11 protein-coding genes and 1 pseudogene are annotated in these 25,233 nt (G+C 53.4%); 9 read left to right on the top strand and 3 right to left on the bottom strand.

What is annotated here, in order from left to right; all coding sequences use genetic code 11:
- The first annotated feature begins 16 nt into the window (after positions 1-16).
- The 5 genes from L1F29_RS14345 (at position 17) to L1F29_RS14325 (ending at position 9,199) form a co-directional block, all read left to right on the top strand.
- Positions 17-1,246 carry an amidohydrolase gene (locus tag L1F29_RS14345; RefSeq protein ID WP_258388980.1) on the top strand — a complete coding sequence of 410 codons (1,230 nt, stop codon included), beginning with the start codon at positions 17-19 and terminating at the stop codon, positions 1,244-1,246.
- Positions 1,247-1,275: 29 nt separating this feature from the next.
- The gene (locus L1F29_RS14340; RefSeq protein ID WP_258388979.1) at positions 1,276-2,514 is read left to right on the top strand and encodes an amidohydrolase family protein; all 1,239 of its coding nucleotides are present in this window, start codon (positions 1,276-1,278) and stop codon (positions 2,512-2,514) included.
- Between the two features lie 50 nt (positions 2,515-2,564).
- Positions 2,565-3,785 (top strand): amidohydrolase family protein, encoded by a 1,221-nt coding sequence (locus tag L1F29_RS14335; RefSeq protein ID WP_373876507.1) that lies wholly within the window; start codon positions 2,565-2,567, stop codon positions 3,783-3,785.
- 178 nt (positions 3,786-3,963) lie between these two features.
- Entirely contained in the window at positions 3,964-7,668 is a 3,705-nt protein-coding gene (locus L1F29_RS14330; RefSeq protein WP_258388977.1) for an RCC1 domain-containing protein, read from the top strand.
- A complete protein-coding gene (locus L1F29_RS14325) occupies positions 7,643-9,199 on the top strand; it encodes an S-layer homology domain-containing protein (RefSeq protein WP_258388976.1) in 1,557 nt (518 codons plus the stop codon). Before L1F29_RS14330 ends, L1F29_RS14325 begins: the two co-directional genes overlap by 26 nt.
- 101 nt (positions 9,200-9,300) lie before the next feature.
- Here L1F29_RS14325 and abc-f read toward each other — a convergent pair.
- Positions 9,301-10,626: pseudogene (gene abc-f / locus L1F29_RS14320) on the bottom strand (ribosomal protection-like ABC-F family protein); the annotation flags it as partial.
- Positions 10,627-10,908: 282 nt separating this feature from the next.
- Here abc-f and L1F29_RS14315 point away from each other — a divergent pair.
- The 4 genes from L1F29_RS14315 to adhE all read left to right on the top strand — a co-directional run bounded on the left by L1F29_RS14315 (position 10,909) and on the right by adhE (position 16,812).
- Positions 10,909-11,472 carry a helix-turn-helix domain-containing protein gene (locus tag L1F29_RS14315; protein WP_258388975.1) on the top strand — a complete coding sequence of 188 codons (564 nt, stop codon included), beginning with the start codon at positions 10,909-10,911 and terminating at the stop codon, positions 11,470-11,472.
- Positions 11,473-11,496: 24 nt separating this feature from the next.
- Entirely contained in the window at positions 11,497-11,976 is a 480-nt protein-coding gene (locus L1F29_RS14310) for a YbaK/EbsC family protein (RefSeq protein WP_258388974.1), read from the top strand.
- Between the two features lie 86 nt (positions 11,977-12,062).
- Positions 12,063-12,917, top strand: a complete 855-nt coding sequence (locus L1F29_RS14305) for a P-loop NTPase family protein (RefSeq protein ID WP_258388973.1) — start codon at positions 12,063-12,065, stop codon at positions 12,915-12,917.
- A gap of 1,273 nt (positions 12,918-14,190) precedes the next feature.
- Complete coding sequence (gene adhE, locus L1F29_RS14300) at positions 14,191-16,812, top strand: bifunctional acetaldehyde-CoA/alcohol dehydrogenase (protein ID WP_258388972.1); 2,622 nt, start codon at positions 14,191-14,193, stop codon at positions 16,810-16,812.
- Between the two features lie 372 nt (positions 16,813-17,184).
- On the opposite strand, the gene L1F29_RS14295 is transcribed toward adhE, so the two are convergent.
- Together L1F29_RS14295 and L1F29_RS14290 are read right to left on the bottom strand one after the other, a co-directional pair.
- Positions 17,185-17,592: a hypothetical protein gene (locus tag L1F29_RS14295; protein ID WP_258388971.1), complete on the bottom strand. Its 408-nt coding sequence runs from the start codon at positions 17,590-17,592 to the stop codon at positions 17,185-17,187.
- Positions 17,593-17,616: 24 nt separating this feature from the next.
- On the bottom strand, positions 17,617-25,209 hold the full coding sequence (locus L1F29_RS14290) for a SpvB/TcaC N-terminal domain-containing protein (RefSeq protein WP_258388970.1): 7,593 nt from the start codon (positions 25,207-25,209) through the stop codon (positions 17,617-17,619).
- Positions 25,210-25,233 lie beyond the last annotated feature (24 nt).

Here is a 25,233-nt window from a genome sequence, read left to right as displayed (position 1 = left end):
GGGTGAGCGCAGCAGCATGCACAAAGCTTATTGGTTGACAAACGTACGATTGGAGAGCGGATACCGGTTTGAGTCGGGGTTTGTGACAGAAACGCTGACCGAACGATTCCATCTGTTGATTGAAAACGGTATCATTTCGCAAATTGTGCCCTATACTGCCGCATTAACGGATGATCATCCGAAACAAGATGCACGCAATTTGCTGGCGCTGCCGTCATTCATTGAGAAGCACTGCCACCTCGACAAAACGCTGCTGGGCGATTCATGGAGAGCTATAACTCCGGCTTCCAGTATTTTCGAACGTTTCGACATTGAGAAGCATGTCCTTCCAACTCTGCCTACAACGATGAAAGAGCGGGCCGAGACGCTGCTCGGCATACTGCTTCAAGCCGGTTCGACCCATATTCGTACGCATGTCGATATTTATCCGGAATCCGGGCTTCGCCATTTGGAAGCGGTTCAAGAAGCACTGGCTGCCTATGAAGGCAAGTTATCTTACGAGATCGTGGCGTTTCCACAGCATGGATTACTTCGCACCAACTGCTCGGAGCTGGTTCGGGAAGCGCTGCGCCGCGGAGCTGGGCTGGTGGGAGGCGTCGATCCGGCTACCGTGGACGGCGATATGGAAGCGTCCTTGCAGCAAATGTTGGAGCTTGCAGTGGAAGCAGGCGCAGACGTCGATTTGCATCTGCATGACGGAGGGCAATTGGGACTTGCGACCATCAAGCGGCTTGCCGCGCTCACGGAAGATGCCGGGTGGCAAGGAAGAGTATCGGTGAGTCACGCTTTCGCACTAGGAGATATGGCCGGCCAAGAAGCGGATGAAATCGCGGAGATGCTTGCGGAGCTGGGAATTACGGTCATTACAAGCGTGCCGCTTAGCCGAACGATGCCTCCGGTGAACTTCCTGCATGCGAAGCAGGTGCCGGTAGCTGTGGGATGCGATAACATTTTCGATTCATGGTCCCCTTTCGGGAACGGAGATATATTGGAACGCGCCGGACGTTTGGCGGAGCGTTTCGGAAGAAGCACGGAGCAGGCGCTGGCTGAAACGCTGGGTTTTATCACGGGCGGCATTACGACGATGGACCAGGACGGCAAGCGGATCTGGCCTAAGATCGGCGACGAGGCGAGCATGGTGTTTGCCGAGGCAAGCTGCTCCGCGGAAGCGGTGGCGAGAAGAGCGAAGCGCCCTGCTGTCATGTACAAAGGGAATATTGTTGCAGGGTCACTCGGCCAGTTATAGGTTATATCGCACAAGGAGGTCAAATTCGCATGCAGACCAGCACCTATTGGTTAACGAATGTTCGTTTGGAAAGCGGGTATCGGTACGATGAAGGCATAATTGCGGGAACGGAGACAGAAGCCTGCCACCTGCTCATTGAAGAAGGCAAGATAACCCGGATCCTATCCGCTGCGCAAGCTGTCGATACGGAACTTCCCGTACAGGATGCGAAAGGTCTATTGGCCCTCCCTCCTTTCAAGGAAATGCATAATCATTTGGATAAGACGTACTTGGGCGGTCCCTGGAGGTCGTGTACGCCCGTCAAAAATTTGGTTGAACGTCTGGATCTGGAGGCCAAGGAGCTTCCTGTCCTGCTTAAGACGATGAAGGAACGGGCGGAGCTGCTCCTCACCCTATTCGTAGCGTCCGGAGTTAATCATGTACGCACTCATGTTAACATAGATCCGTATATCGGCCTCAAAAACTTGGAATACGTGCGGCAAGCTTTGGAACAATTTCAAGATAAGCTTACCTATGAAATCGTCGCTTTTCCGCAGCATGGATTGCTTCGCGAACAGGTGCCTGGCTTAATGAGACAAGCAATGCGCGAGGGCGCAACGCTGGTTGGCGGGCTTGATCCTGCCGGAATTGACAACCGGATCGAAGCGTCCTTGAATCAAATGATGGACATTGCGGTAGAGACCGGTGCGGATATCGATATGCATCTGCACGATCCGGGGCACTTGGGTTGGTACACCATGATGAAACTGTCCGATCTGACACGGGAAGCCGGCTGGCAAGGCAGAGTAGCGGTCAGCCATGCATTCGCCATGGGGGAAGTGCCGGATGAACGTGCGGAAGAATTGGCGGAAGTATTGGCGGAGCTAGGGATCTCCATCATGTCCACCGCCCCTATTAACCGGCCGATCCCGCCCGTTCCCCTGCTCCGGGATAAGGGTGTTGCGGTTGCGCTCGGCTGCGACGGGTTCTACGATTCCTGGGCTCCCTTCGGAAATGGCGATGTCTTGGAGAAAGCATGGCGGCTATCCGAACGATACCGCTGGGTCGACGAGCTATCCTTGTCTCAGGCACTGGGATTCATCACAGGCGGTGTCACGCCATTGAATCGCGATGGACAGCGTGTTTGGCCGAACGTTGGGGACGAAGCAAGCATGGTATTCGCGGATGCCAGCTGCACGGCTGAAGTTGTGGCCAGAAGGGCAAGCCGTCCCGCTGTGATGTACAAAGGGAAGCTCGTTTCAGGAAGCTTTGACTCCAAATCCGATTAGCAATCTTGATCGGGATCATACCGGCGATTTAGGAAAGGATGACTGTACATATGAGTTTGGGCTATTGGTTGTTAAATGTACGTTTGGAGAGCGGCTATCGCTACGAGGATGGCAGAGTGTCGGGCACTGAAACGGAAATTTGCCATATTCGGATCGAAAACGGGAAAATAGCGCAAATCGTAACGGATGCGCCTCCGCAAACCGGCAATCTTCCAGTCTTGGATGCCAGGCAGCTGTTGATGCTGCCATCGTTCAAGGAGATGCATATCCATATCGATAAAACCTATTACGGCGGGCCCTGGAAAGCAGTCAAACCGTTCACGAGCATATTCGGGCGAATGGAAGAAGAACGGGAGCTGCTCCCCAGACAGCTGCCTACCGCGCAGGACCGGGCTGAGAAGATGCTGGATCTGATGCTCGGATTCGGCTCCACGCATATCCGCACGCACTGCAACATCGATCCTATGATCGGACTGAAAAACTTGGAAGCGACCATGCGGGCGCTGGAGACCTTCTCCGGCAAAATCTCTTATGAAGTCGTCGCGTTCCCTCAGCACGGGTTGCTGCGTTCCCAGGTCGTCGATTTGGCCAGACAAGCCATGCGGCAGGGCGCGACATTCGTCGGCGGCGTCGATCCGGCTACCGTGGACGAGAATATCGAACAATCGCTGCAAACCATCATGGACATTGCCGTCGAAGCTAACGCAGGGATCGATGTCCATATTCACGACCGGGACCACCTAGGCATGTTCACGATGCAAAGACTTGCCGCGCTAACGGAGGAAGCCGGCTGGCAAGGACGGGTAACCGTGAGCCACGCATTCGGTTTTGCAGGCGTCCCGCAAGGTGCGGTCGCCGAGCTTGCGGAGCGGTTTGCCGCACTCGGTATTTCGATTACATCCACCGTTCCGACCGGTGCGGTAACGATGCCGATTCCGCTGCTGCATGATAAAGGCGTTAAGGTTGAACTCGGCAACGACAGCATTACGGATCATTGGTCACCTCTTGGTATCGGCGATAACTTGGAGAAGGCAGGACGATTGGCGGAAATATACCGCTATATTGACGAACTCCCCTTGTCTCAGGCACTCGGTTTCATTACCGGCGGACGTACCCCTCTGAATCGGGATGGACAACGAGTTTGGCCAGTCGTCGGCGATGAAGCAAGCGTCGTATTCGTTCATGCTAGCTGCTCCGCGGAAGCGGTTGCTCGAAGAGCGAAGCGGCAAGCGGTGATGTATCAAGGCAATATCGTATCTGGAACGCTATAATTCTAAGGCCATCCTCCGCGGGATGGCCTGTTTCATCCCCATCGCTTTTATTCGACAAAACTTCTTATTCATATCCACGTTTCCGCCGCCTCGTTTGACAATAAACATGCCTGCTGTCAATTACAATAAATTTATATGATGGAAGATTTTATTCCACTGAAAGGACTGATTTTTGTTTATGGGGAGAAGTACCCGGCGAAGAATCAGAATCATACTTTCACTCTTCTTCATCCTTACATTGCTCTGCACCTCCTTGCCGATTATCGCATCCGCCCAAATGCCCGGCTGCACGCCGAATTTCACGGCGCAGCCCATGGTTTCCGCGGGCGACAACCATTCCGTATATTTAAAGAATGACGGGACGGTCTGGACTTGGGGCGAAAACAATTTCGGGCAGCTCGGGAACGGCACGACAGCGGACAGCAGCCCCCCAGTGCAGGTGACCGGATTATGCGATGCCATCGCTGTTTCGGCCGGATTGGCCAATGCCGCCGCATTGAAAAGCGACGGAACGGTATGGATGTGGGGAAATAACGCGTTCGGCCAGCTCGGCAACGGGACAACCGGCAGCAGTCCGGTTCCTGTCCAAGTGAGCAATTTAACCGATGTTGCCGCTATTGCCGCCGGAGCCTATTATACCGTTGCATTGAAAAAAGACGGTACCGTCTGGACGTGGGGATATAATGCTTCCGGACAACTCGGATACGATACGGCCGGCAGCAATTCCAGTTATGTTCCCCGGCAAGTAAACACCCTGTCCGGGATCGCATCCATTGCGGCAGGATTCAACCATGCCGCTGCCGTTTCCAGCACAGGCGGCGTCTGGACTTGGGGGGATAACGCGTACAGCCAGCTCGGCCGCGCTACCGGGACGAACAGTTATCAATCAGCTCCCGCACAAGTGAGCGGCCTTAGCGAAGTTCGTTCCGTATCGCTAGGGCTTAACTTTTCCGTCGCTCTGTTACAAGATGGAACTGTATGGGCTTGGGGCTATAACGGCCTCGGTCAGCTCGGCAACGGAACAAGAACGACGGCCAATAGCCCGGAACAGGTGCTCGCGGCCGCCAATCCGCGCACAGAGCTGAACAATGTCGTTTCGATTAAAGCGGGTACGGAGCATACGATCGCGCTATTAAGCGACGGAACCTTGCAAGCATGGGGCTCTAACGCCGTCCGGCAGATCGGCGACGGAACGACCGCAGGCTGGCGCTTAGTCGCTGCCAAGGTCAATCTAAGCGGCGCCGCCGTATCCATGGCAGCGGGAAGAGGCCATTCCATGGCCGTACAAAACGATGGTACCGTCTGGACCTGGGGAGAAAACGCGAAATACCAGCTTGGACGCAAGACGCCGGCTCAAGGCACCGTATACGGGCCTTCCGATACCCCCGGCCAAGTTTTTGAAGGGCTTGTCGACTGCACGGCTGCGACATCGTTTCGAACGAAACCGATGATCGCCGCAGGCGGCAAGCATTCCGCCGCGTTGAAGAGCAACGGTACCGTCTGGACCTGGGGAAACAATGAATACGGCCAGCTCGGCAATGGAACATACGGCGATAAAGTCGCTCCTGCGCAGGTTCCCGACTTGTGCTACGTCAAAGCCATCGCGACCGGTTCGGATTTTACGCTTGCCTTGAAAAATGACGGAACCGTGTGGGCTTGGGGGAATAACGCCAACGGTGAGCTTGGCAGCGGCACCGGCGGCACCAATAACCGCAGTCCCGTCCCCGTCCAGGTAGAAGGAATTTCCGATGTTATCGCGATTGCCGCGGGAAGCAATCATACTCTCGCCGTGAAGCGGGACGGAACCGTGTGGGCGTGGGGAAACAGCGAGAACAGCAAGCTCGGCTACGAAACGCCCGGCAGCTTCTTTAGCAGCCGGCCCGGCCGTGCAGGTTCTCTAATCGGAGTCAAAGCCGTTACGGCCGGACTGGATTTTTCCGCCGCCTTGAAGCCCGATGGATCCGTATGGACTTGGGGGAAGAACACGGATAAGCAGCTGGGCTATGAAACCGGCACCCCCTTGAACAACCCTGTACCCCGTCAAGTGCCTAATCTGAATAATGTAGACGTTCTTACAACCGGGTCAGCCTCCCGCCACATCTTGGCGCTCAAACGCGACGGATCCGTATGGGCTTGGGGAGATAATGTACACGGCCAGCTCGGTAATGGAAGAGGAGGATTGAGCGCTGACGACAGCAGCGTCCCGATAAGAGTATTAACTGCCAATAATAATGCCGGATTGGAGGGCGTTACCTCTATCGGGGCAGGAACGTTTCAATCGTATGCCGCGTTAAAAAACGGAACATTGCGGGGATGGGGATATAACTATTTCGGCCATCTGGGAGACGGGACATTCGAGCTGGAGTACAAGACCGCTCAACGTCTCCTGATGAAATCGGTCGTATCCATTAGCGCCAGTACGGATCATACGCTAGCGATCAAGCGGGACGGAACCGTCTGGTCCTGGGGATCCTTAAATACCAGCTATCAGCTCGGACGCAAATCGGGCGCTCCTTTTATAGAAAATAATGTTCCCGGGCCGGTTGAAGGGCTTGGATCCCTGGAAGTCTTTACTTTAATCCCCTATATCCCGATTAACGTCGGGATTATAGGCACGATCGGCGCTTTAACGGATGATACCCCCGTGGCTGCAAGAGGAGCCGAGATAACGATAACCGCTTTCTTCGATAATCCGAAGGCCGTCAAAGTGACGTTAATTGCATCGGATGCCGGAGGCCGCCGCTATGAGGCCCAGATGAGTACGATCGATGACGAAAACTGGTCCCATACCTTTACGCCCGATCAAGTCGGTTTAGTGACTTCGCCATTGGCGTTTGAAATTATCCCGCATTATTCAAACAACGGCATCGGTCCGTCGATCAAATACGGCATGGCCTTAATCGATCCCAGCGGGATCATTTACAATGCGAATCAAGGCGGTTACGAAATATGGCCGTTTCCTGGCGCGACCGTAATCCTGCAATATTATGATCCTGAATTGGGCGAAAAAGGACAATGGGCGGATATGAACGAGGCTCAGTACGAAGGCAGATTCAAACCCGTTACGAACCCGCAGATTACCGGTGAAGACGGCCGATTCGCTTGGGATACCGCGGCAGGACAATACCGGGTGGTTGTAAGCCGGCCCGGGTTTGAACCCGCTACAAGCCGCATCGTATCGGTACCGCCTCCGGTGCTTGATTTGCATGTAGGATTGGTGCCGATCGACACTCTTAAGCCGACTCTCTCGGTGAGCGGCGTCACTTCCGGCGAAAACTACACGCAGCCGGTTGCCATAGAATGGCATGCATCGGATGATCATCCAGACCATGAATCCGATGATCCATCTGGCGTGCGGTTTGTGAAGCATCGGCTGGGCGACGGCAAAACCGTCATCGTTAACGGCAGTTCCGGCTCCTTCGCTGTCGATGAACCAGGAACCCATACCGTCCATTTCACGGTTGTCGATCATGCCGGCAATGAATACACCGAATCCATTCCGTTTACGATTGCCGATCCGGGAGAAGATTCGCATACCGTAACATTCAACAGCAACGGCGGTTCGCCAATCGGCAGTCTGACGGTCAATGACGGCACTGCAGCATCAAAGCCGGCGGATCCCGTCCGAGCCGGATATCGCTTCGCCGGCTGGTATTCCGACAGCGAATTGACAAAGCTGTTCGATTTTGCAGCCCCTATTACCCGGGATTTGACGCTATATGCGAAATGGACGGCAGTGAGCAGCATTGACTTAAGCGCTTTGGTTGTGTCTAACAGCGTGCTAAGCCCGTCTTTCTCGGCCAATACGACCAGCTACACGGCAAATGTCGGCAGCAGTATCTCGTCTATGACTGTCTATGACGGTGACCGCGTCCGTCTATGATGAGGAGCGTGCGCGTGTAACGGCCAGCATGTACAATAACAACGGTACGCTGGTTAGCGGTCCCTTCACCCTAAACAGCGCAGAGGCTTCTCCCCCGCTTCAGCTTAGCGCGGGAGTCAATAAGATTAAAGTCGTCGTCACGGCGGAGGACGGCGCTTCTAAGACGTATGAGATTGCGGTGACTCGTGCCGCCGTCTCGAACCCTGGCAGTTCGTATAGCGGGCCATACGTCAGTTCAAATCCAACCGATAATCATACGGTGCCGCTCACCATTCACATCGACGGGAAGGCTTTCGATCAGATCGCCAAAGCCGCTTCATCACGCAAAGACGACAGGACTACGATCACCGTGAACGTAGTCTCCAATCCATTGATGGAGAAGCTTGCCCAAGCGAAAGACAATGCAAGCGTCGTTATCCCGGTAACCTCCAGCTCGGATAACGTAATCTTAACGATAACAGGCGATATCGTGAAAGCACTGGAAAACAAGCAAGCCGTTCTGGAAGTGAGAACGCCTCACGGAAGCTACAGGCTGCCCGCGGCGGAAATTCAAATCGATTCGTTGTCGAAGCGGCTTGGCGAGTCCGTGAAGCCGTCCGACATCTCCGTGCAAATCAACATAGCGAAGAGCTCTCCCGAAATCATGAAGCTTCTGGAAAATATGACGGATCAAGAGCGGTTTACCGTCATCGTACCGCCTATCGATTTCAATGTGACCGCCTTGCTCGGCGACAAAAAGGTGATCTTGGATAAATTTAACAAGTTCGTAACACGTGAAATCCCACTCCCGGACAATATGGACCCAAGCAGGATGACAACCGCAGTTGTACTGGAAGCAGACGGAATCCTCCGACACGTACCGACTTCCATGGAATCGCGCGACGGGAAGCATTACGCGGTTATCCGCAGCTTGACGAATAGCACATACGCTATCATTGAGAATTCCATCGCGTTCTTGGATATGAAAGGCCATTGGGCCAAAGAAGCGGTGAACGACTTGGGAGCCCGGAAGGTCATTGACGGAGTGGATCCGCTGCACTACCGGCCGAATGAAGCGATTACCCGCGCGGAGTTCGCGGCGATCATCGTCCGGGCGCTCGGTCTGGCCGATGACGGGAGCCAGGCTGGCTTCACCGATGTGAAATCCGGCGATTGGTATAATGGCGCGATGGCGAAAGCCTACGAGTACGGGATCATTGCAGGATATGAGGACGGAGCCTTCCGCCCGGCGAAGACGATCACCCGCCAGGAAGCAATCACGGTCATCGCAAGGGCAATGAAGCTTGCAGGTCTGGGAACGGACATCAGCGCCTCTGGAGCTGATGCCGTGCTGGCTAAGTTTTCGGACAGCGCAGCGATCGGCACATGGGCTAGAGAACCGGTCGCCGCCGCCGTGAAGCACGGGATTGTTGCCGGTTCCTACTCGCGCATACTGCCGGCCGACACGCTAACACGCGCGGAAGCGGCTCGCATCGTTCAGCAGCTTCTGGTCAAGTCCAAATTGATCGATAACGTCAAACCAAGCCGATAACTTGATTTCAAAAAAACGGAGATGCTGCTCAAGGAGCGGCATCTCCGTTTAATTCTTTTGCAAGTACGATCATTCATTGACCGTTATCCAGCCTGGCGCCGCTACGACTTCCTAATGATTTGTTGATCCTTGATTTCATAGACCGTATCGGCAGTATTCTCCACCAAACGAACATCGTGCGATATGAAAACGATTGTGCCTGCGTAGTTTTTCATCAAATTTTCCAATGCCTCCACTGCAGGAAGATCCAGAAAATTGCTTGGTTCATCCATAAGCAGGATGTTATGCCGCCCCAGAAGCATTTTAGCAAGCCGTAATTTAATGATTTCGCCGCCGCTTAAGACAGATAACCCTTTGCGTACGTCATGATGAGAAAAACCCATAGACGCCAGTACGGCGCGAATTTCCGATACCTGGTAATCGCAGTCTTCCAGCATGAACTCCATAACACCCTGATTGCGGTCAATTTTGTAGCCATTTTGGGCAAAATATCCGATTTCCGCTTTTGGCGATATGGTGATGCCGGCTTCACGATCAAGTATCATGTTGAACAGCGTTGTTTTCCCTGTGCCATTGGCACCCGTTATCGCAATCTTGGCACTGAGCGAAAATTGGAAGGTTGCTTGCTCAAATATGACCTTGTCCCCGAATTGCTTGTTGATCTCTTTCCCCGTAATCGGAAATGGATTGTGGAGTTCCAAAGCTTTGTTCTGTCGGAATTGAATGGAACGAATCGCTTCAGAAGGCTTCACTTCGCCAAGCGCTTCGATTCGATGCTCCATATTTTTGGCGGCATTGTGGAGCTTCTTCTGTTTGCTGCCCGTCGATTTCTGATGACTAAGACGTCCGCCGCTTTCCGAGCTGTTTTTTCTTGGAGCTCCCTTCGCCTTCTGGTCAATCTTCTGAGCCTGGCTCTTCTTCTCGGCGATTGCTTTCTCAAGCCGGTCTCGTTCGGCAGTGAACTGCTTATACCTATACCGTGCAGCTTGGCTTTGCCGTTCTTCTTCCTTATGAGCCAAGTAATCGGAATACCCGCCCCAATACTCGGTAATCTTCCCCTCTTTCAACTCCCAGATCTTATCGACGACTTGGTCGAGGAAATAGCGGTCATGACTAATGATAAGCAAAGCGCCGTTGTAATATTTCAGCTGGTTTACCAAGAAGTCTATGCCATCGCGATCCAGGTGGCACGTCGGTTCATCGGCGAAGATACCATGTGCCTCTCCCGACAGAGCCTGTGCGATCTTGAGCCGTGTTTCTTCTCCACCGCTCATATGTTCCGCTAGTAAACTGTCAATACCCAGCTTGCCCATTAGAGCGTAATCTTGAACCTCTTGTACGGATGCATCATCCACTTGTGGGATATAGGTAAAACTCCCCTCTCGAACAATCTTGCCATGTGTTAAAGGAGTTTCACCTAGCAGCACTTAGCGTAACCGCGATCGCGGATAGACTCGGAGATACGTCCATACATCCCATCACTAAGCACTTTGGCGCCTATTTCGGAATGAGTCCGAAGCAATATCGTCTGAATCCACGCAGGGCAGATATAAATTTTAGCCCACACGAAGAAACGGCTATCGCCGCCCACTGGCAGCGATAGCCGTTTCTTCCTCTGTTCTCAAACTCCAACGAACCAATCGCCGTATTGTATAATGTTATAAACGTATATTATAATGAACGAAAGATTGGAGGCGATATCTTTTCCCATGGATTATATCCACATCCGAATCGGACACAACTTGCAAAAAATTAGAAAACAACAAGGACTGAGCCTGGAAAAAACAGCTCAGCTTACGAACGTCAGCAAAGGCATGCTTCACCAGATCGAACGCGGCGTGATCCAGCCTACGGTGACGACAGTCTGGAAGATCGCGACCGGGCTGCATATTTCCTTTTCCGATCTGCTGAAGGACGATGAGACGTCGGTGTCTATCGTGACGCGAAAAGACGAACCCGACGTAACCGAAGACAACGGGCGATGCAAATTGTTTATGTTGTTTCCGTTCGACCCGCAAACCCGATTCGAAATGTACACGATTATTCTGGAGACCGCAGGCAGCTGTAACTCTACTCCGCATAACGAAGGCGTTCAGGAGTATATTACAGTCGTTTCGGGCATGCTCCAGATTCGGATTCAGGATGAAACCTATACGCTGCGAGAGGGTCAGTCCATACGGTTCGCAGGCAATGTGCCGCATCGCTATATGAATCATGCCGAGGATACAACGACCCTGCATGTCACGATGCATTATGCAGAGTCCTGGGGGTAAGTAATATTCAAGGAGGAACACACGATGAACCAATCGCTCAAAGAAAGCGCACAACGGGTGCAAAATAAACTGCTGGAGCTCGGACACCAGAACAAGGTCGTCGAATTGCCGGACAGCACGCGAACCGCGCAAGAAGCTGCCGATGCGATCGGCTGCGAAATCGCGCAAATCGCCAAATCGATTATTTTCCGAATGAAGGAATCGGATAAGCCTTTATTGGTTGTCACAAGCGGAATCAACCGCGTTAACGAGAAGCTAGTTTCCGAAGTGGTGCAGGACAAGCTCGGCAAGGCGGACGCCGATTTTGTCCGCGAGCGGACCGGGTTTGTGATCGGCGGGGTTGCCCCGTTAGGTCATATGGAACCGATCCGGACTCTTATCGACGAGGATTTGTTCCAATACGATACGTTATGGGCAGCAGCAGGCCACCCGAAAGCCGTATTCGAATTAACGCCGCGGGAATTGGCTGCCATGACACAAGGACAGGTCATAGCGGTCAAATAGTAGGGTTTCCGGTATCTGCTTTTATTTTCATAAGGAACCGCATCTCTATTGATTCTAACCTGCCTATCCGAAGGAGGAGCTATACGTTGAGTTCGAAGTTAGTCTTGATTGAGGGATTGCCGGGATTCGGGAAAACAACAACTGCTCAACTCGTTCATGAAATTCTTACGGAAATGAACATCAAATCTCAGCTGTTTTTAGAGGGAAATCTGGATCATCCTGCTGATTATGAAGGAGTCGCCTTTTTTAATAAAAATGAATTCGATGCATTATTGGGTACCCATGAAAAGGTTAAAGATTTGTTGAATAATCTCATGATTAAACAAGGTCGCGATTACTTCCTCGAATATCGAAAAATAAAAAATGAATACGGCTCAGCTTTTCCAGATGAATTGCTGCAAGAAGTTGTCCAACATGATATCTATGAATTATCGCTAGATCAAAACAGAAGACTGGTAACAGAACGATGGAAAAAGTTTGTTGAGCGTGCTTTGCATGGCGCGGAGACCTTTGTTTTTGATTGTTGTTTTATACAAAATCCTGTAACCATGGGGATGATTAAATATGATGCAAAGAAAGAAGACGTTATTCGTTATGTGTTTGAATTGGCAGCCATTGTGGAGCGACTGAATCCATTGTTGATTTACGTAGACCAGAACGATCTTAGTCATTCCTTCAGAAAGGCTGTGAAGGAAAGACCTCCAGAATGGTCAGAGGGATTTATTGAATATTATACGAGTCAAGGGTATGGAAAAAAGCAGAATTACAAAGGGTTAGAAGGAACTCTGCAGGTTCTGCAAGCAAGGAAGAAGCTTGAAGAAGAAATTTTTAACGGCTTAATAATAAACAAGAGAAAAGTGGACAACTCTTCTTATAATAATAACGATTATAAGCAAGCTTTGGCAGGCGTTGTGTCAGCCTATTGGAACTCAACAAACTAACGTGAAGTTAGATTCTAATGATTGCAGGCTGCAAAAGATGGAAGTCTATTCCGCTAAACTGGGAACAACTGGGGACGATAGCTCGGAATGAACCGCCTAATATGGCGGTTCTTCTTATTAACTTAATAATGCGCACGTTCGTAGTAAATCAATTTCAATCAGAAGTTCTATATCAGTTGTACGAAAGAAAGTTTATGCAAGCAGAGCTGGATGAATCTTCAGGAGAAGTGCTAGCGGGAGCTCACCTGATTGTGGTCGACCGGCCATCGTTATGCAGCAATTGGATATGATGCGGACATACAGTCCTCTATTTTACAGGAAACCCGACTATTAATAGGTGTTGCGGACCCTGTGGCCGTTATTCGGCGTACATGAGCGGGATCGGGGCCGTTTCCCGGCCAATAGAGGACTGAGTGTCCGCAAGGGCAGCAATAAGGGTCGACTCGGTAAAATAGCGTACTCACGGTCCGTAACGAACCATACGCTCTCCGTACGGGTTGCCGCCGATCCTCTCATGCCAGCTGGCCGTTCGAACATGCCAAACTCTCGTTCAAATTATTTAGATGTGGATGTGGATGTGGTTGAAGATCTGTAATTTTGTATTTTATACAACACCGGGCCAGGCCAAACACGGGTAATGCGGGTATTGTTGCACATTGTACAAGAATTCCCCCTCCATATCGGCTAATCCCTGATTTCATGGCCGAATTGTTGTACAAAGTACAATAATTCGGCCAATGGGGGCTATAGGATGAAATATTGTTGTACTTTATACAACATCATCATCCATCCATCTACTTTGATCGCATGATAGAGAAGCTAGCGCCCCATTAGTCTATCGCCCTATTAGTCTATCTCCCGTTAGTCTATCGCCTAATTTGTCTATCTCCCGTTAGTCTATCCCCCTATCAGTCTCTCCCCCCCCCAGCGGCAGAAGGATTTCGCGCCCTATCGTGTTTCATCCTCCAAGGTGTAAATATCGAACTGATACATTCTTGCAAATATCGCTATTATTTGAACCAACATTTTCATATTGAAAATTTTATACCTACATTTGCTAAAAGTGTGACTTGTATCATATTCCAAGTTGCCGTTCACGCGTCATACTAAGTTTGTAACAAAGTGTTACAAGATGCAGCGAATGCCCCCATCCCATCAAAATTCCTGAAACTACGTATGGTGTCAGGAACGTCCACATGACGGAGTGATGCGGTTATGTCACTGACGTCATACGGAAGAACAAATCTACAGGATCGAGTAGGAGGATGCACACATGACAACGAAGAAGACTGCACCGTTGATACAGCCGGAGACAGCAATTTCCGCCCGCGAACAAATTGACCGCCTGGCGGCAAGAGCCAAGCAGGCGCAACAGGAATATTTGCAAATGAACCAACAGCAGGTTGACGACATGATTCAACAGATGGCGCTGGCGGGGCTGGATCAGCATATGGTTCTGGCAAAGCTGGCCGTGGAAGAAACCGGACGCGGCGTATACGAGGACAAGATCACGAAAAACATGTTCGCCACCGAATCCATCTATCACAATATCAAGACTTACAAGACGGTTGGCCTAATCGAGGAGAACGAATTTGAGAGCTATCAGCTAGTGGCCGAACCGGTTGGCGTCATCGCCGGCATTACACCTGTTACGAACCCGACGTCCACAACGATGTTCAAATCGCTGATCGCCGCCAAAACGCGGAATCCGATCATATTTGCTTTCCATCCTTCCGCTCAGAAGTGCAGTGTGGCAGCAGCTAAGACACTCCTTGAAGCAGCCGTTAAGCATGGCGGTCCGGAGCATGCCATTCAATGGATCGAGAATCCTTCCGTTGAAGCAACGCAATTGCTCATGAACCACCCTGACATTGCGTTGGTGCTCGCTACAGGCGGCTCCGCGATGGTAAAGGCCGCTTACAGCACAGGCAAACCTGCACTCGGCGTCGGCCCGGGCAACGTGCCATGCTTCATTGAGCGGACAGCCGATCTGACGCGGGCGGTTACAGATTTGATCCTTTCCAAGACGTTCGACAACGGCATGATTTGCGCATCGGAGCAAGCGGTCATCATCGACGAGCCGATCTACGATGCAACTAAGAAATTGATGACGGAGTTTGGCTGCTATTTCCTGAACAAGGAAGAGACCGAACTCGTGTCCAAGCTGGTTATCAACTCGGAGAAATGCGCGGTCAACGGAGCGATCGTCGGTCAATCGGCCTTCAAAATCGCCCAGATGGCAGGCGTAACGGTACCGACAACGACCAAAATTCTGGTAGCCGAGCTGCAAGGCGTCGGAGAAAAATATCCGCTATCAGCCGAGAAGCTCAGCCCTGTGCTTGCCTGCTACAGAGTGAAGGATGCCAAGCAAGGCATCGAGCGCGCAGCGCAAGTCGTCTCTTTTGGCGGCATGGGACATTCGTCGGTCATCCATTCCAACGACAAAGCAGTCGTCGAAGCCTTCGCCGCGCGCCTGCAAACCGGTCGCATCCTCGTCAACGCACCTTCGACGCATGGCGCGATTGGAGATATTTACAATACGAACCTGCCTTCGTTGACTCTCGGCTGCGGCTCTTACGGCCATAATTCCACGACTTCGAACGTGACAGCCGTCAACCTGATCAACGTGAAACGGGTCGCTTACCGGACGGTGAATATGCAGTGGTTTAAAATTCCGCCAAAAGTTTATTTTGAAAAAGGCTCAACGCAGTATTTGGAAAAAATGCCGGATATCTCGCGCGTCATGATCGTCACGGATGCTGCAATGGTCAAGCTCGGATATGCCGCGAAGGTTGAGCATTACTTGCGCAAACGGAAAACGCCTGTACACATCGAAGTGTTTTCAGAAGTGGAGCCGGATCCGTCGGTAGATACGGTGGAACGCGGCACCCGGATAATGCACGAATTCAAGCCGGATTGCATTATTGCTCTCGGCGGCGGTTCCCCGATGGACGCGGCCAAGGCCATGTGGCTGTTCTACGAATATCCCGAAACGAGCTTCCATTCGATCAAACAGAAGTTTCTGGATATCCGCAAACGGATCTACAAATATCCGCGTCTCGGCAACAAAGCCCAATTCGTCGCCATTCCGACGACTTCGGGTACCGGATCGGAAGTCACTTCCTTCGCCGTCATTACGGATAAGGAAAATGGCAACACGAAATATCCGCTGGCAGATTACGAGCTGACGCCACATGTTGCGATCATTGACCCGGAATATGTGTACAGCCTGCCGAAAGTGCAGGTCGCTGACACCGGTATGGACGTACTGACCCACGCCATCGAAGCTTATGTATCGGTTATGGCCAACGATTATACGGACGGCTTGGCACTGAAAGCCATCCAGCTCGTATTTGAGCATCTGGAGAACTCGTTCCGCACTGGCGACGAATACGCCCGAGAAAAAATGCACAATGCTTCGGCGATGGCCGGCATGGCATTCGCCAACGCCTTCCTCGGCATCAACCATAGCTTGGCACATAAATGGGGCGGCCGCTACCATACCGCTCACGGCCGGACTAACGCGATTTTGCTGCCGCATGTCATCAAGTACAATGCCGGCAAGCCGACGAAATTCGCTTCGTTCCCGAAATACGGCCATTTCGTTGCCCACAAGCGCTACGCGGAAATCGCCAGACTGCTGGGACTGCCGGCTGCTACGACGCAAGAAGGCGTCAACAGTCTGATTGGAGCTGTTCGCCGGTTGAATGCAGCGCTCGGAATTCCGGAATCGTTCCAGGCGCTCGGCTTCGATGCTGAAGAGTTCGAAGCCAACGTAGAACAGCTTGCCGACCGCGCATTCGAGGATCAATGTACAACCGCCAATCCGCGCTTGCCGCTGGTGACGGAACTTGCCGATGTATACCGCAACGCCTTCTACGGCAAATTTGAATAAAAAAGGCTGCCAGATAAGAAGTACAACTCGTTTGGGCATGCTCAAGAGATATTCTCTCGAGCATGCCCTTCTCGACATCAACGAATATGATCGGGCACAACTAATTAAAATAACAGCGCCTGAGACGATATCGGGTTCCTTCCATCCCCACACAAAGCCAAAAGCCCCCGGTCCGTAAGGTCCGGGGAGCTCTTGTGATTCAAGTAAGTGGAAGCCTTTTTAATGATCCAATTTTGCTTTTCCTCGCCAAAATTCACCCATAATAGAAACACCATAAGTCGCTTCACTTGATTCAATTATATGTCACTTCGGCTTGTTTAACAACTTATTTTTACTTATTTTCCATTATTTATTTCACCTTGACTTACCTGCTTACGAGAACTTCGTTTCGATTAATTGAAACTGTTTATCCACGACATAACAGATATTGGCCTGCTTATTGCAAATCGACCAGTTCTCCTCTTGGCCGTCCTCGCATCCGGGCGTGATATCGCACATCACCCGAAGCTCTCTGCCGCTAGCGAATTTTATGACGATATCGTAGAATGCGCCCACATCAACCGTCAGAACGGTATCGCCTTCTAATTCCTTAATCCGAACCAGGCAGCTCTCTTGATCGTTCCACCCGCACAGGACGGAATCCGCATCGTTCATCCGCCAACAGCAATAGAGAAATAGTACATAGTTATGATCGAGCTCGATGACGACCATCGAGCCGTTCGATCCGCCTGCGATGACTTCATTGACCGCAGCGCCGATCATGCTCCGGACGATTTCCATACCCTCGTTTCCTCCTGCTAGAATTTATGGGAATTTATGAGGAAACAGCATGCGAACCGCTTCCTCCAATCCGTGGTAATCCAGATCTTCGCCTTGTATGGCCCGGTGGAGCTGCTGCCTCTCATCCTTCGATAGTCCGTACTTCTTGACAATATCATTAAACTGCTTGTTCTGCATCTGATTGCCCCGCGGCCGATTCCTTCCCCCTCCGGATGTCCTCTCGAAGGAAGGCCCGTCGTCGTCATCGCCCCCCCGAGACATCATCAGCACGTTCGCGCCCACGCCTACGCCAGCCGCGGTTACGGCCGAGGTTGAGGTTACGCTTCCGCTTACCGGCACCGATATGGCGCCGCCCGTCGGCCCCATCGGAACTGCGGGTACTAACAACCCGTTGGACATATTCTCGCCAAATTTGCTGAATCCTTGCCCTAATCCTCTTCCGATCGGCGTAACAGCCGAGGTAATCGGTTTGGCCAGCGCACCGCCCGCCAAGGAACCGATTCCGAGCCCGAGATTGTAATTCGCTTGTTCTTCCGAGATCGGATTGTTCATCAAATCCCGCTGACGGATCGATTGGGTGATGTTCGCAGCCGTTAACACGCCGCCGGCTACCGCCAGCGCCGTTCCTACTCCTGAAGCGGAGATTGCGGCGGAAGCGGCTGGGGCGATGACCGCCAAGGCAGCGCCGCCGGTTGCGACAACGGCGATTACTGCAGCCGTAACGGCAACGCCGACGACTAACCCTTTGAAGAAGCTGCTCGTGAAGAAGCTTCTCTCGCCGGAGCCTTCGCTTGCTTCACCCGAGCCTTCAGGCGTTTCCTCAGCGGGCTCCGCCGGGGACTCTCCGCCATCCGCCGACTGCTCTTCCGGCGGCGGGGCTGATGGCGGCTCCTCTGCCGGTTCCGGCGGCGGTGTGCTTACCGGAGCTTCGTTCGCCGTTGCCCCTCCTGAACCGCCTCCGCTTTCCTCGCCTGGGCGGATTCGCTCGAACCGGCCTTCCGGACTAAGCTCCCACTTAGACCCGGTCCAACGCTGCTGTTCGGGATGCGGGTCAACGATCCGGAAGCCGTGCCGTCTGGCGAATGCTTCCCGGTCTGCCGGCGTCGACTTTTCGGTCAAGTGATCGTTGGATGTGCCGGGAATATCCCTTGTCGTTAACCCATGAGGGTCAGTATGGGCAACCGGACTGTTGCGGCAATAGATATAGAGATTCACGCCATCTGCGAATCCTGCAGGGTCCGCGCTTGACCATCTCCCTAACCATGGCGCATAATACCGGGCTCCATAGTAGTACAGTCCGGTTTCGTCATCGCGTTCCTTGCCGCAGAACCGGTAACGCTTCAGACTGATGTCGTAGCCCGGCTTGGCTGAACGGTAGGCTGAGGTGCCGAAGGGGTGATATTCTTCATATGAAATAATGCCCCCGTTCGTATCGGTCTCAATGACAGCCGATCCTATCATATTGCCGTGCTGATACCGGATCAATGGCATGTTCAACGGATTCGCCGGGTCCCGTCCGCGGTCATCCCTCGTCTTCGTGTCCACCTGTGCGATTGGCCCTGTATCGTCAGATACGGTGAGCGATATGCGTTCCAGATGGATGGCATCTTGCGATCGTTCGCGGTAGATCTCGACAGCACCCAGATAGATACGTTCGGTAATCGCGCCGCCCGGGCGTTCAATGACCTTGCGAATCCGCTGCCCTCCCGAATCGCAGACATAATAGGCCTTGCCGCCCCCGCCCAAATCCACCTCACTCAGCTGATCCAAGCAATTCCAGACGAGGGCTTGAAGATGCGGCATTCGGGTCATGTTGCCATAGGCATCATAGTGATAGGATGCGCTGTAAGGTCCTGCTTCGCCATCTCCGGGGAGACTTGTAGAACTCAACCGGTTCGTACGATCGGCCGGATGCTCCTCATGAATATACCGGTAGTGCCGCGTCCAGCCGTTGCCTACCCCCGCTTGCGTTTTGTACCGGTGCCGCATGACCGTCATGTTGCCAAGGAGATCGTACTCATATTCCTCCGTATACGTTCGCAGCGCCTCGGCCTGGTTGAAATCGGGCAGCTGCTGCCTGTAGTCAAGATCGCTTTCGCTGCGGATCGCATCATTGGCCAGGCCAGCATGCTCTCTGCCCGTTGCGTAGATCAATTGATAAATCGCATCATATTCATACCGGTATTCCGGTTTGACTACGGCATTGTTGAAATAATGGGTCTGCTGAGCATAGTCCGCCGCATGGGTTAGGTTGCCGGCCGGATCGAAGGTAAACCGCAAATTTTGCAAGGCATGAAGCCCGGGATCATTCCCTTCCCGATAAGCAAGCATGCCGGTCATGCGGAGCGATTCGGGATCGTATTCATAGCGGGTTTCGATGTCATTGCCGAATCTTGCTGACAGCCGTCTTCCCTTCGCATCGTAATCCTGGCTCTTCAGAAATTCGCTCCAGTCGCCTTGCCCCTGAATTTGCACGCGAACCTTCTCCCAGAAGTTCCCTTCATTATATTCGGGGAGTACGACAGATCCATCCGGCAGCTCCATCCGAACCGGACGGTTCAAGGCATCGTACTCGGTTGAGGAAGCAAACACCTCACCCAAGTTCAAGGTTGAGCCGGCCGCGGCTGTAACGGCATGATAATCGGCTTGCCCGTAAGCTGCTTTCCAATCCGGCGTCCCCTTGTAATCTTTCGCCAAAGTTCGCTCCACACGCTTCGGATTGCCCTTGAAGTCGGCTTCCGGAACCTCGATCCTGCCCGCTTGATCGTAGATTTGATGAGTTACGCCAAGCAAATTAAGCCGCCGGGCATCGGGATGACGGTCACCGTACAGGATGAACCGGAATAATCGCTCCTCACTACCGGTCTCTTGCGTGAAAATACCAACCGCCCGGTGCAAGGTATCGTATTCGGTACGGAACTTGCGTCCATGCTGATCCCATAATTTGACCAGCGAGCCCATTACATTCAAGAAGCTCCACCGGCGCCCTCTCTCCGCGCTGTCGCTCCACACCGGTATCCCGCTCATGCCGTTGAATCCGCTTGCCGCTTCGCGCCCCAATGGATCGATCAACCGGGAGAACCTGCCCGATAAGTCGCTCTCCGAGCGTACGGCCGCCGTCTTGCCTTCCCCATAATCGGACACAGAGTACACGGAACGGCCCAGGCTGTCGAGATACGTGATGCCTGGCGTGTTGGCGTGCTTCGCGGTCAGCCATGCCGCCCGCCTCTGCGGGTCATGAATCGGCTCCGGCTCGTTCGCCGGATCCGGGCTGCCGCGGTCGGAGAACCACCTGCTCTCCAGAACCGTATCATTCCTGTCATAAGCTGTACGGCTCCAGCAGTCGAATTCCACCCTCGACAACGTGCCGTCGGGATAGACCGTCCTGATTTTCCTGCCGATCGCATCGTAGAACATGTGAGGCGTTACGCCGATTTCGCGCAGCTCCTTCTCATCCTCGTACTTCGCTGTCGCGCTAAAATAAGGCTCGTATTGTTTGACAGGGCTCCCCTTGTTATTGCGAACCGTCCGCCCGCTGCCTACCCACCTCGGATCTACATCCGCCAGGACAGCAACGCCTTCATCCGAAAGCTGCAGCGCCTTCCCCGGATGAGCTTGGGCTTTCATCATCGCAATCGTTCCGCTTCCGCTCGAGTAGACATAGCTCTCCTGCCATCTCGGGTTGGCCGCCCCGTGCCGCTCGCGGGCAAACACATGAACGAAGTTGGGCTTTCGCTCCTTCCTCCATTGAAAGAGGCTGTATTCGAGACGGATCGTCGGATCGGCCAGCGTATCGCCATCTCCATCTTCGGATTTGCCCATGAAAGCCGTCCCCACAACCATCCCCAGCGAATCGACCTCGACAGCTGAACGGTTACCGTTCGGATCGATGACCGTCGAAGGGCTGAGCGTCCGGTAATCGTTATGGGCACGGATAACGTTCCATGACGCCTGCTTGACCTGCACCTGCTCCATGAGCATGTCGTATCGGTCGAAGGAAGCGATCGACTCCATCCCAAGCGGATCCTTCGTTCCGATGGATGCATAATAATGATCCGCAGGATTCACCGGGTAGATTGCCGTTCCCGACGGAATCCACCAGCCGGGTTCGCCGTCTAGCTGTACATATCCCGCCTGCCCCAGCTCGGCCGGCGTTACGTTGCCCGCATACTGTACATCCAGCACCTCTGACGTGAAAGCAAGGCGATAGCTTTCATATACGAGTCCCAGCGTATCCCGCTCCCCGAACGGCAGACGATTCAATTGATTATCCATGAACGAAACCCGGTTGTGCGTCATCAGACGCTTCTTCGAAGAGCCAAGACTCACTTCTTCATCGTATGGCGCCTCCTCCGCATCGTTCAGAGCGCCCCGAATCTCATTTATTGTAAAAAGCTTCTCCGCCGGTACAAGTCCTGTCAGCTCGTAGCTTCTGGAAGCATACGACGCTTTCCGCCGATAGTCTGCCGGCGCTTCCCGATCGATCTCTGCCGTATAATCAATGACGCGGCATACGATATGCAGTCTCTGCTGATCGCGGGTAACTTCGGCCGGCAGTACAGAGTCCGCGGTTTGGCGACCATATACCACCGTGCAGGATTGAAGAACATGCCCCGTCCGATCCATGAGCAGGTTCAGTTGATGGGATATATGCGGATCTCCTGGATTGCGTTCGCAATCAAGCGTGACCGTTTCGCTGCCTACGGGAAGAAAGACCGCATAAGGCTGCCCGCCGCGGGGCTGGATTCGCTTGATCTCATAGTTGTACTCCACGATGCGGTAGGGATGCTCCTGCACCTCAGACCCGTCGAAGCTGTAAATTTCCTGGCGCAGCGGCAAGCCCTTCAACGCCCGCAGGCATTCCTCCCATTCTGAATCCTCCAGATCCTCCGGCAGCTTGGACGCCGGAACATAAGGGGCGTTCAAGTAATATTCGCTGTGCAGCTGATGCATGATTCGGTCCTGCCCGATGGATGCCCCGGTATGGAACCACGTGCGGGTGGTCACCGGCGGCTGATAGAATTCAGGTGCCAGCTCCCCGTTTCCTCCGCTGTTCGTCTCGCCGGCAGCATAATCCTCGTAATCCTCCGAATCACGCTGCTCGACCATGCCGAAACCGCGAAATTCGCGTTCCTTGCCGTCATAGTATCCGTGATGGTACGTATAGTGAGTGGTAAATCGGCTGCGGCCGACGTGATCATATTTCTCCACGCGGGCAACCACTTGAACGGGAAACGGCAGCTTTGTAACCCAAGGACGTCCAGCCCCCTTGTCAGCGAGATAGAAGGTCGTCGACGAAACGTAGCTGACACGCGTTTCCGCCCCGAAATTATTGCTCGATCTTACCAGCAAGTGCGGTTTGCTTCCACCCATCAGATCGATATAGCATAGGGGCCGGCGGGAATGACTCGGCAGCGGGGACGACCACACCAGACATGATGTCCCATTCCCCAGCAAATCGACGGCAGTCAGGGATGAAAGATGATCCGGGGCAGCAAGGTGAGTCAGCAGGCAGGAGTCGCTCCAGCGGTTGCCGGATTGGTTGAAATAGAGATGGATTCCCCCGGCGTTCATATAGATCACGTCAGTGAGACCGGAACCGTCGATATCGCACAGTAGGATGCGGCTAGGATTGAATTGGTCGGGATAATCGAACCATGGCGCATGATCCATCGTCACCTTGGAACCGAATCGGCCATAACCCAGATTCGGCCAATAACAAATCACGCCATTGCGGATCCGTACGATATCGGTCAATCCGTCGCCGCACATATCGGCCAGGTAGATGGACTGCGTATCGTCGGACAATAGCAGCCGTATGCCGCGTTCTTCGTCAAGCGGCGGTTCGGCCTTGATTGCTGCGCCGAAGCCCTCTTCGCCAAGCGAGGGATACCAGGTGAACGCATGTTGCTCGCTGAGCAGCACATCGGCAAGACCATCCCCGTTCAAGTCGATGAACCGCAGATTCTTCTCCTGCCAAGGGAGGTTCGGCCACTGCGCAAAGCCTTTGAACGGCTCCCAATTCCCGTCCTGCGAACGCTCCGTGTACCCCGAGGTCTGTCCGGACAGCCGCACCACATCCATCTGCCCGTTGCCGTTAAGATCCAGAAGCAGCTCGCGGCCGCTTCTAAGATCCGCAAGCGAGTGCTGCGCGGCAAGAGCTTGCTGCGGTCCGAAACGGCCGCCGCCCAGATTCGGCTTGTAATACCAGTTATCCGCTTGTTCCGTGAGGACACCCGCTATGCCTTCTCCGTCCAGATCCACCCACTGACTTGCCGCATCGAATAAGCCTGCAGGCAAATTATCCAGACTATCGCCATCGAGCTCGCGAATCATGCCGTCCACTGCCGCCTTGCTGTATTCGAACTCAAGCGGCGGCATTAATTTCCGGCGATACGCCATATATCGGGCGCCGCCCTTTACGATTGCTTCAATCTTGTCGTCACGAATATAGCCTGCCTCAACAATCGCGCACAGGAATGATGCGAACCGCGTGCTGCCTTGATGCGCAAGCTCCTCCTTCGCTGTGAACGGCTGCGAATAATCGAAATCCGCATAATCAAACGCAGTCGACCGCACCAGGTACGGTTCGCTTCCCAATTCATCGAACCGGTGAAACATCAGCATCATGCGGCAGCGGCGGTAGGTGCGCACCTCGAAGCCGGACCGGTAGGACGACATCGGATCCAGGCGGGCTGCCCAAGAACGGCCCGGCGATGAGGATGCGCGCATCAGCAGCTCCGAGCCGTCATCAAGAGACGAATGATTCGTCCCATCGGCTTCTTCACAATGATTCTCGTCATAATCGAAGACGACCTCGAACATCCATTCCATCGTAGACAGATCGGGCTGGATGAAACGCGAAACCTTGTTCCCATAGTGAACTCGCTTCACATAACGGTTCGCGGTACAGTCACGGCCGCTCTCGCTGATCAGCGACCGGTCGATATTCATATCGTTCTCGGCTGCGTACTCGTATAGAATCGCATTGCCTTTATCGTCGTAGCTTTCGGATATCAGCCACGAACAAACGCGCTGCGGATCTTCCGGATCGGCAATCCGGCTGTTGTCCGTCTTGCCATATACGGCGGTTATATTATCGCCAGTGATCGACCGCCAATGAATGCGTCCTGTTGCTGTTTCCGTCCATCGTTCGATCCGGGCGAAAAGGCCTTCGATCCGCGGACGATAACGGTGAATGACGAAGCCCTCCGCTTCGTTATAGTACTTATGCCGGCTGCTATCCGCCATTAGCACGGGGACTAAATCCTCCACGCCCGACATAATATACAGGTCAGACTCTTCATGGTCCCGGTATTGGGGCAAGCCCCCATCCGTCTTGCGGGTAATGGCGGGGATCGATAACGACCAGCCGTAACCGAAGAGGCCGTTGCCGGCTCCGGAGTCATGCGTCAGCGCAAGCTCAGGCCCAAATCCCGAGCGGGTCGGACTTACGGCGAGCGGCACCGTCATGGATCCGCTCCCGGTTACCGTATTGGCGGCGAATTTCTCGGCGATGCCTCGTATCGCGCCTCCGCCCTTGGGCAAGGTAATCGAAGGGGCGGACAGAGCCGCCGTCTCTTCGGAGCTCCCGCTCGTCTTCCTTTCATCTCCCATGACTTACCCCTCCATCGTATCGCC

Origin of the sequence: Paenibacillus spongiae (assembly GCF_024734895.1) — a bacterium.
In the GTDB taxonomy this organism is placed as follows: domain Bacteria; phylum Bacillota; class Bacilli; order Paenibacillales; family Paenibacillaceae; genus Paenibacillus_Z; species Paenibacillus_Z spongiae.
The sequence above is the reverse complement of the archived record's forward strand: the minus strand, read 5'-3'. Positions and strand labels throughout refer to the sequence as shown.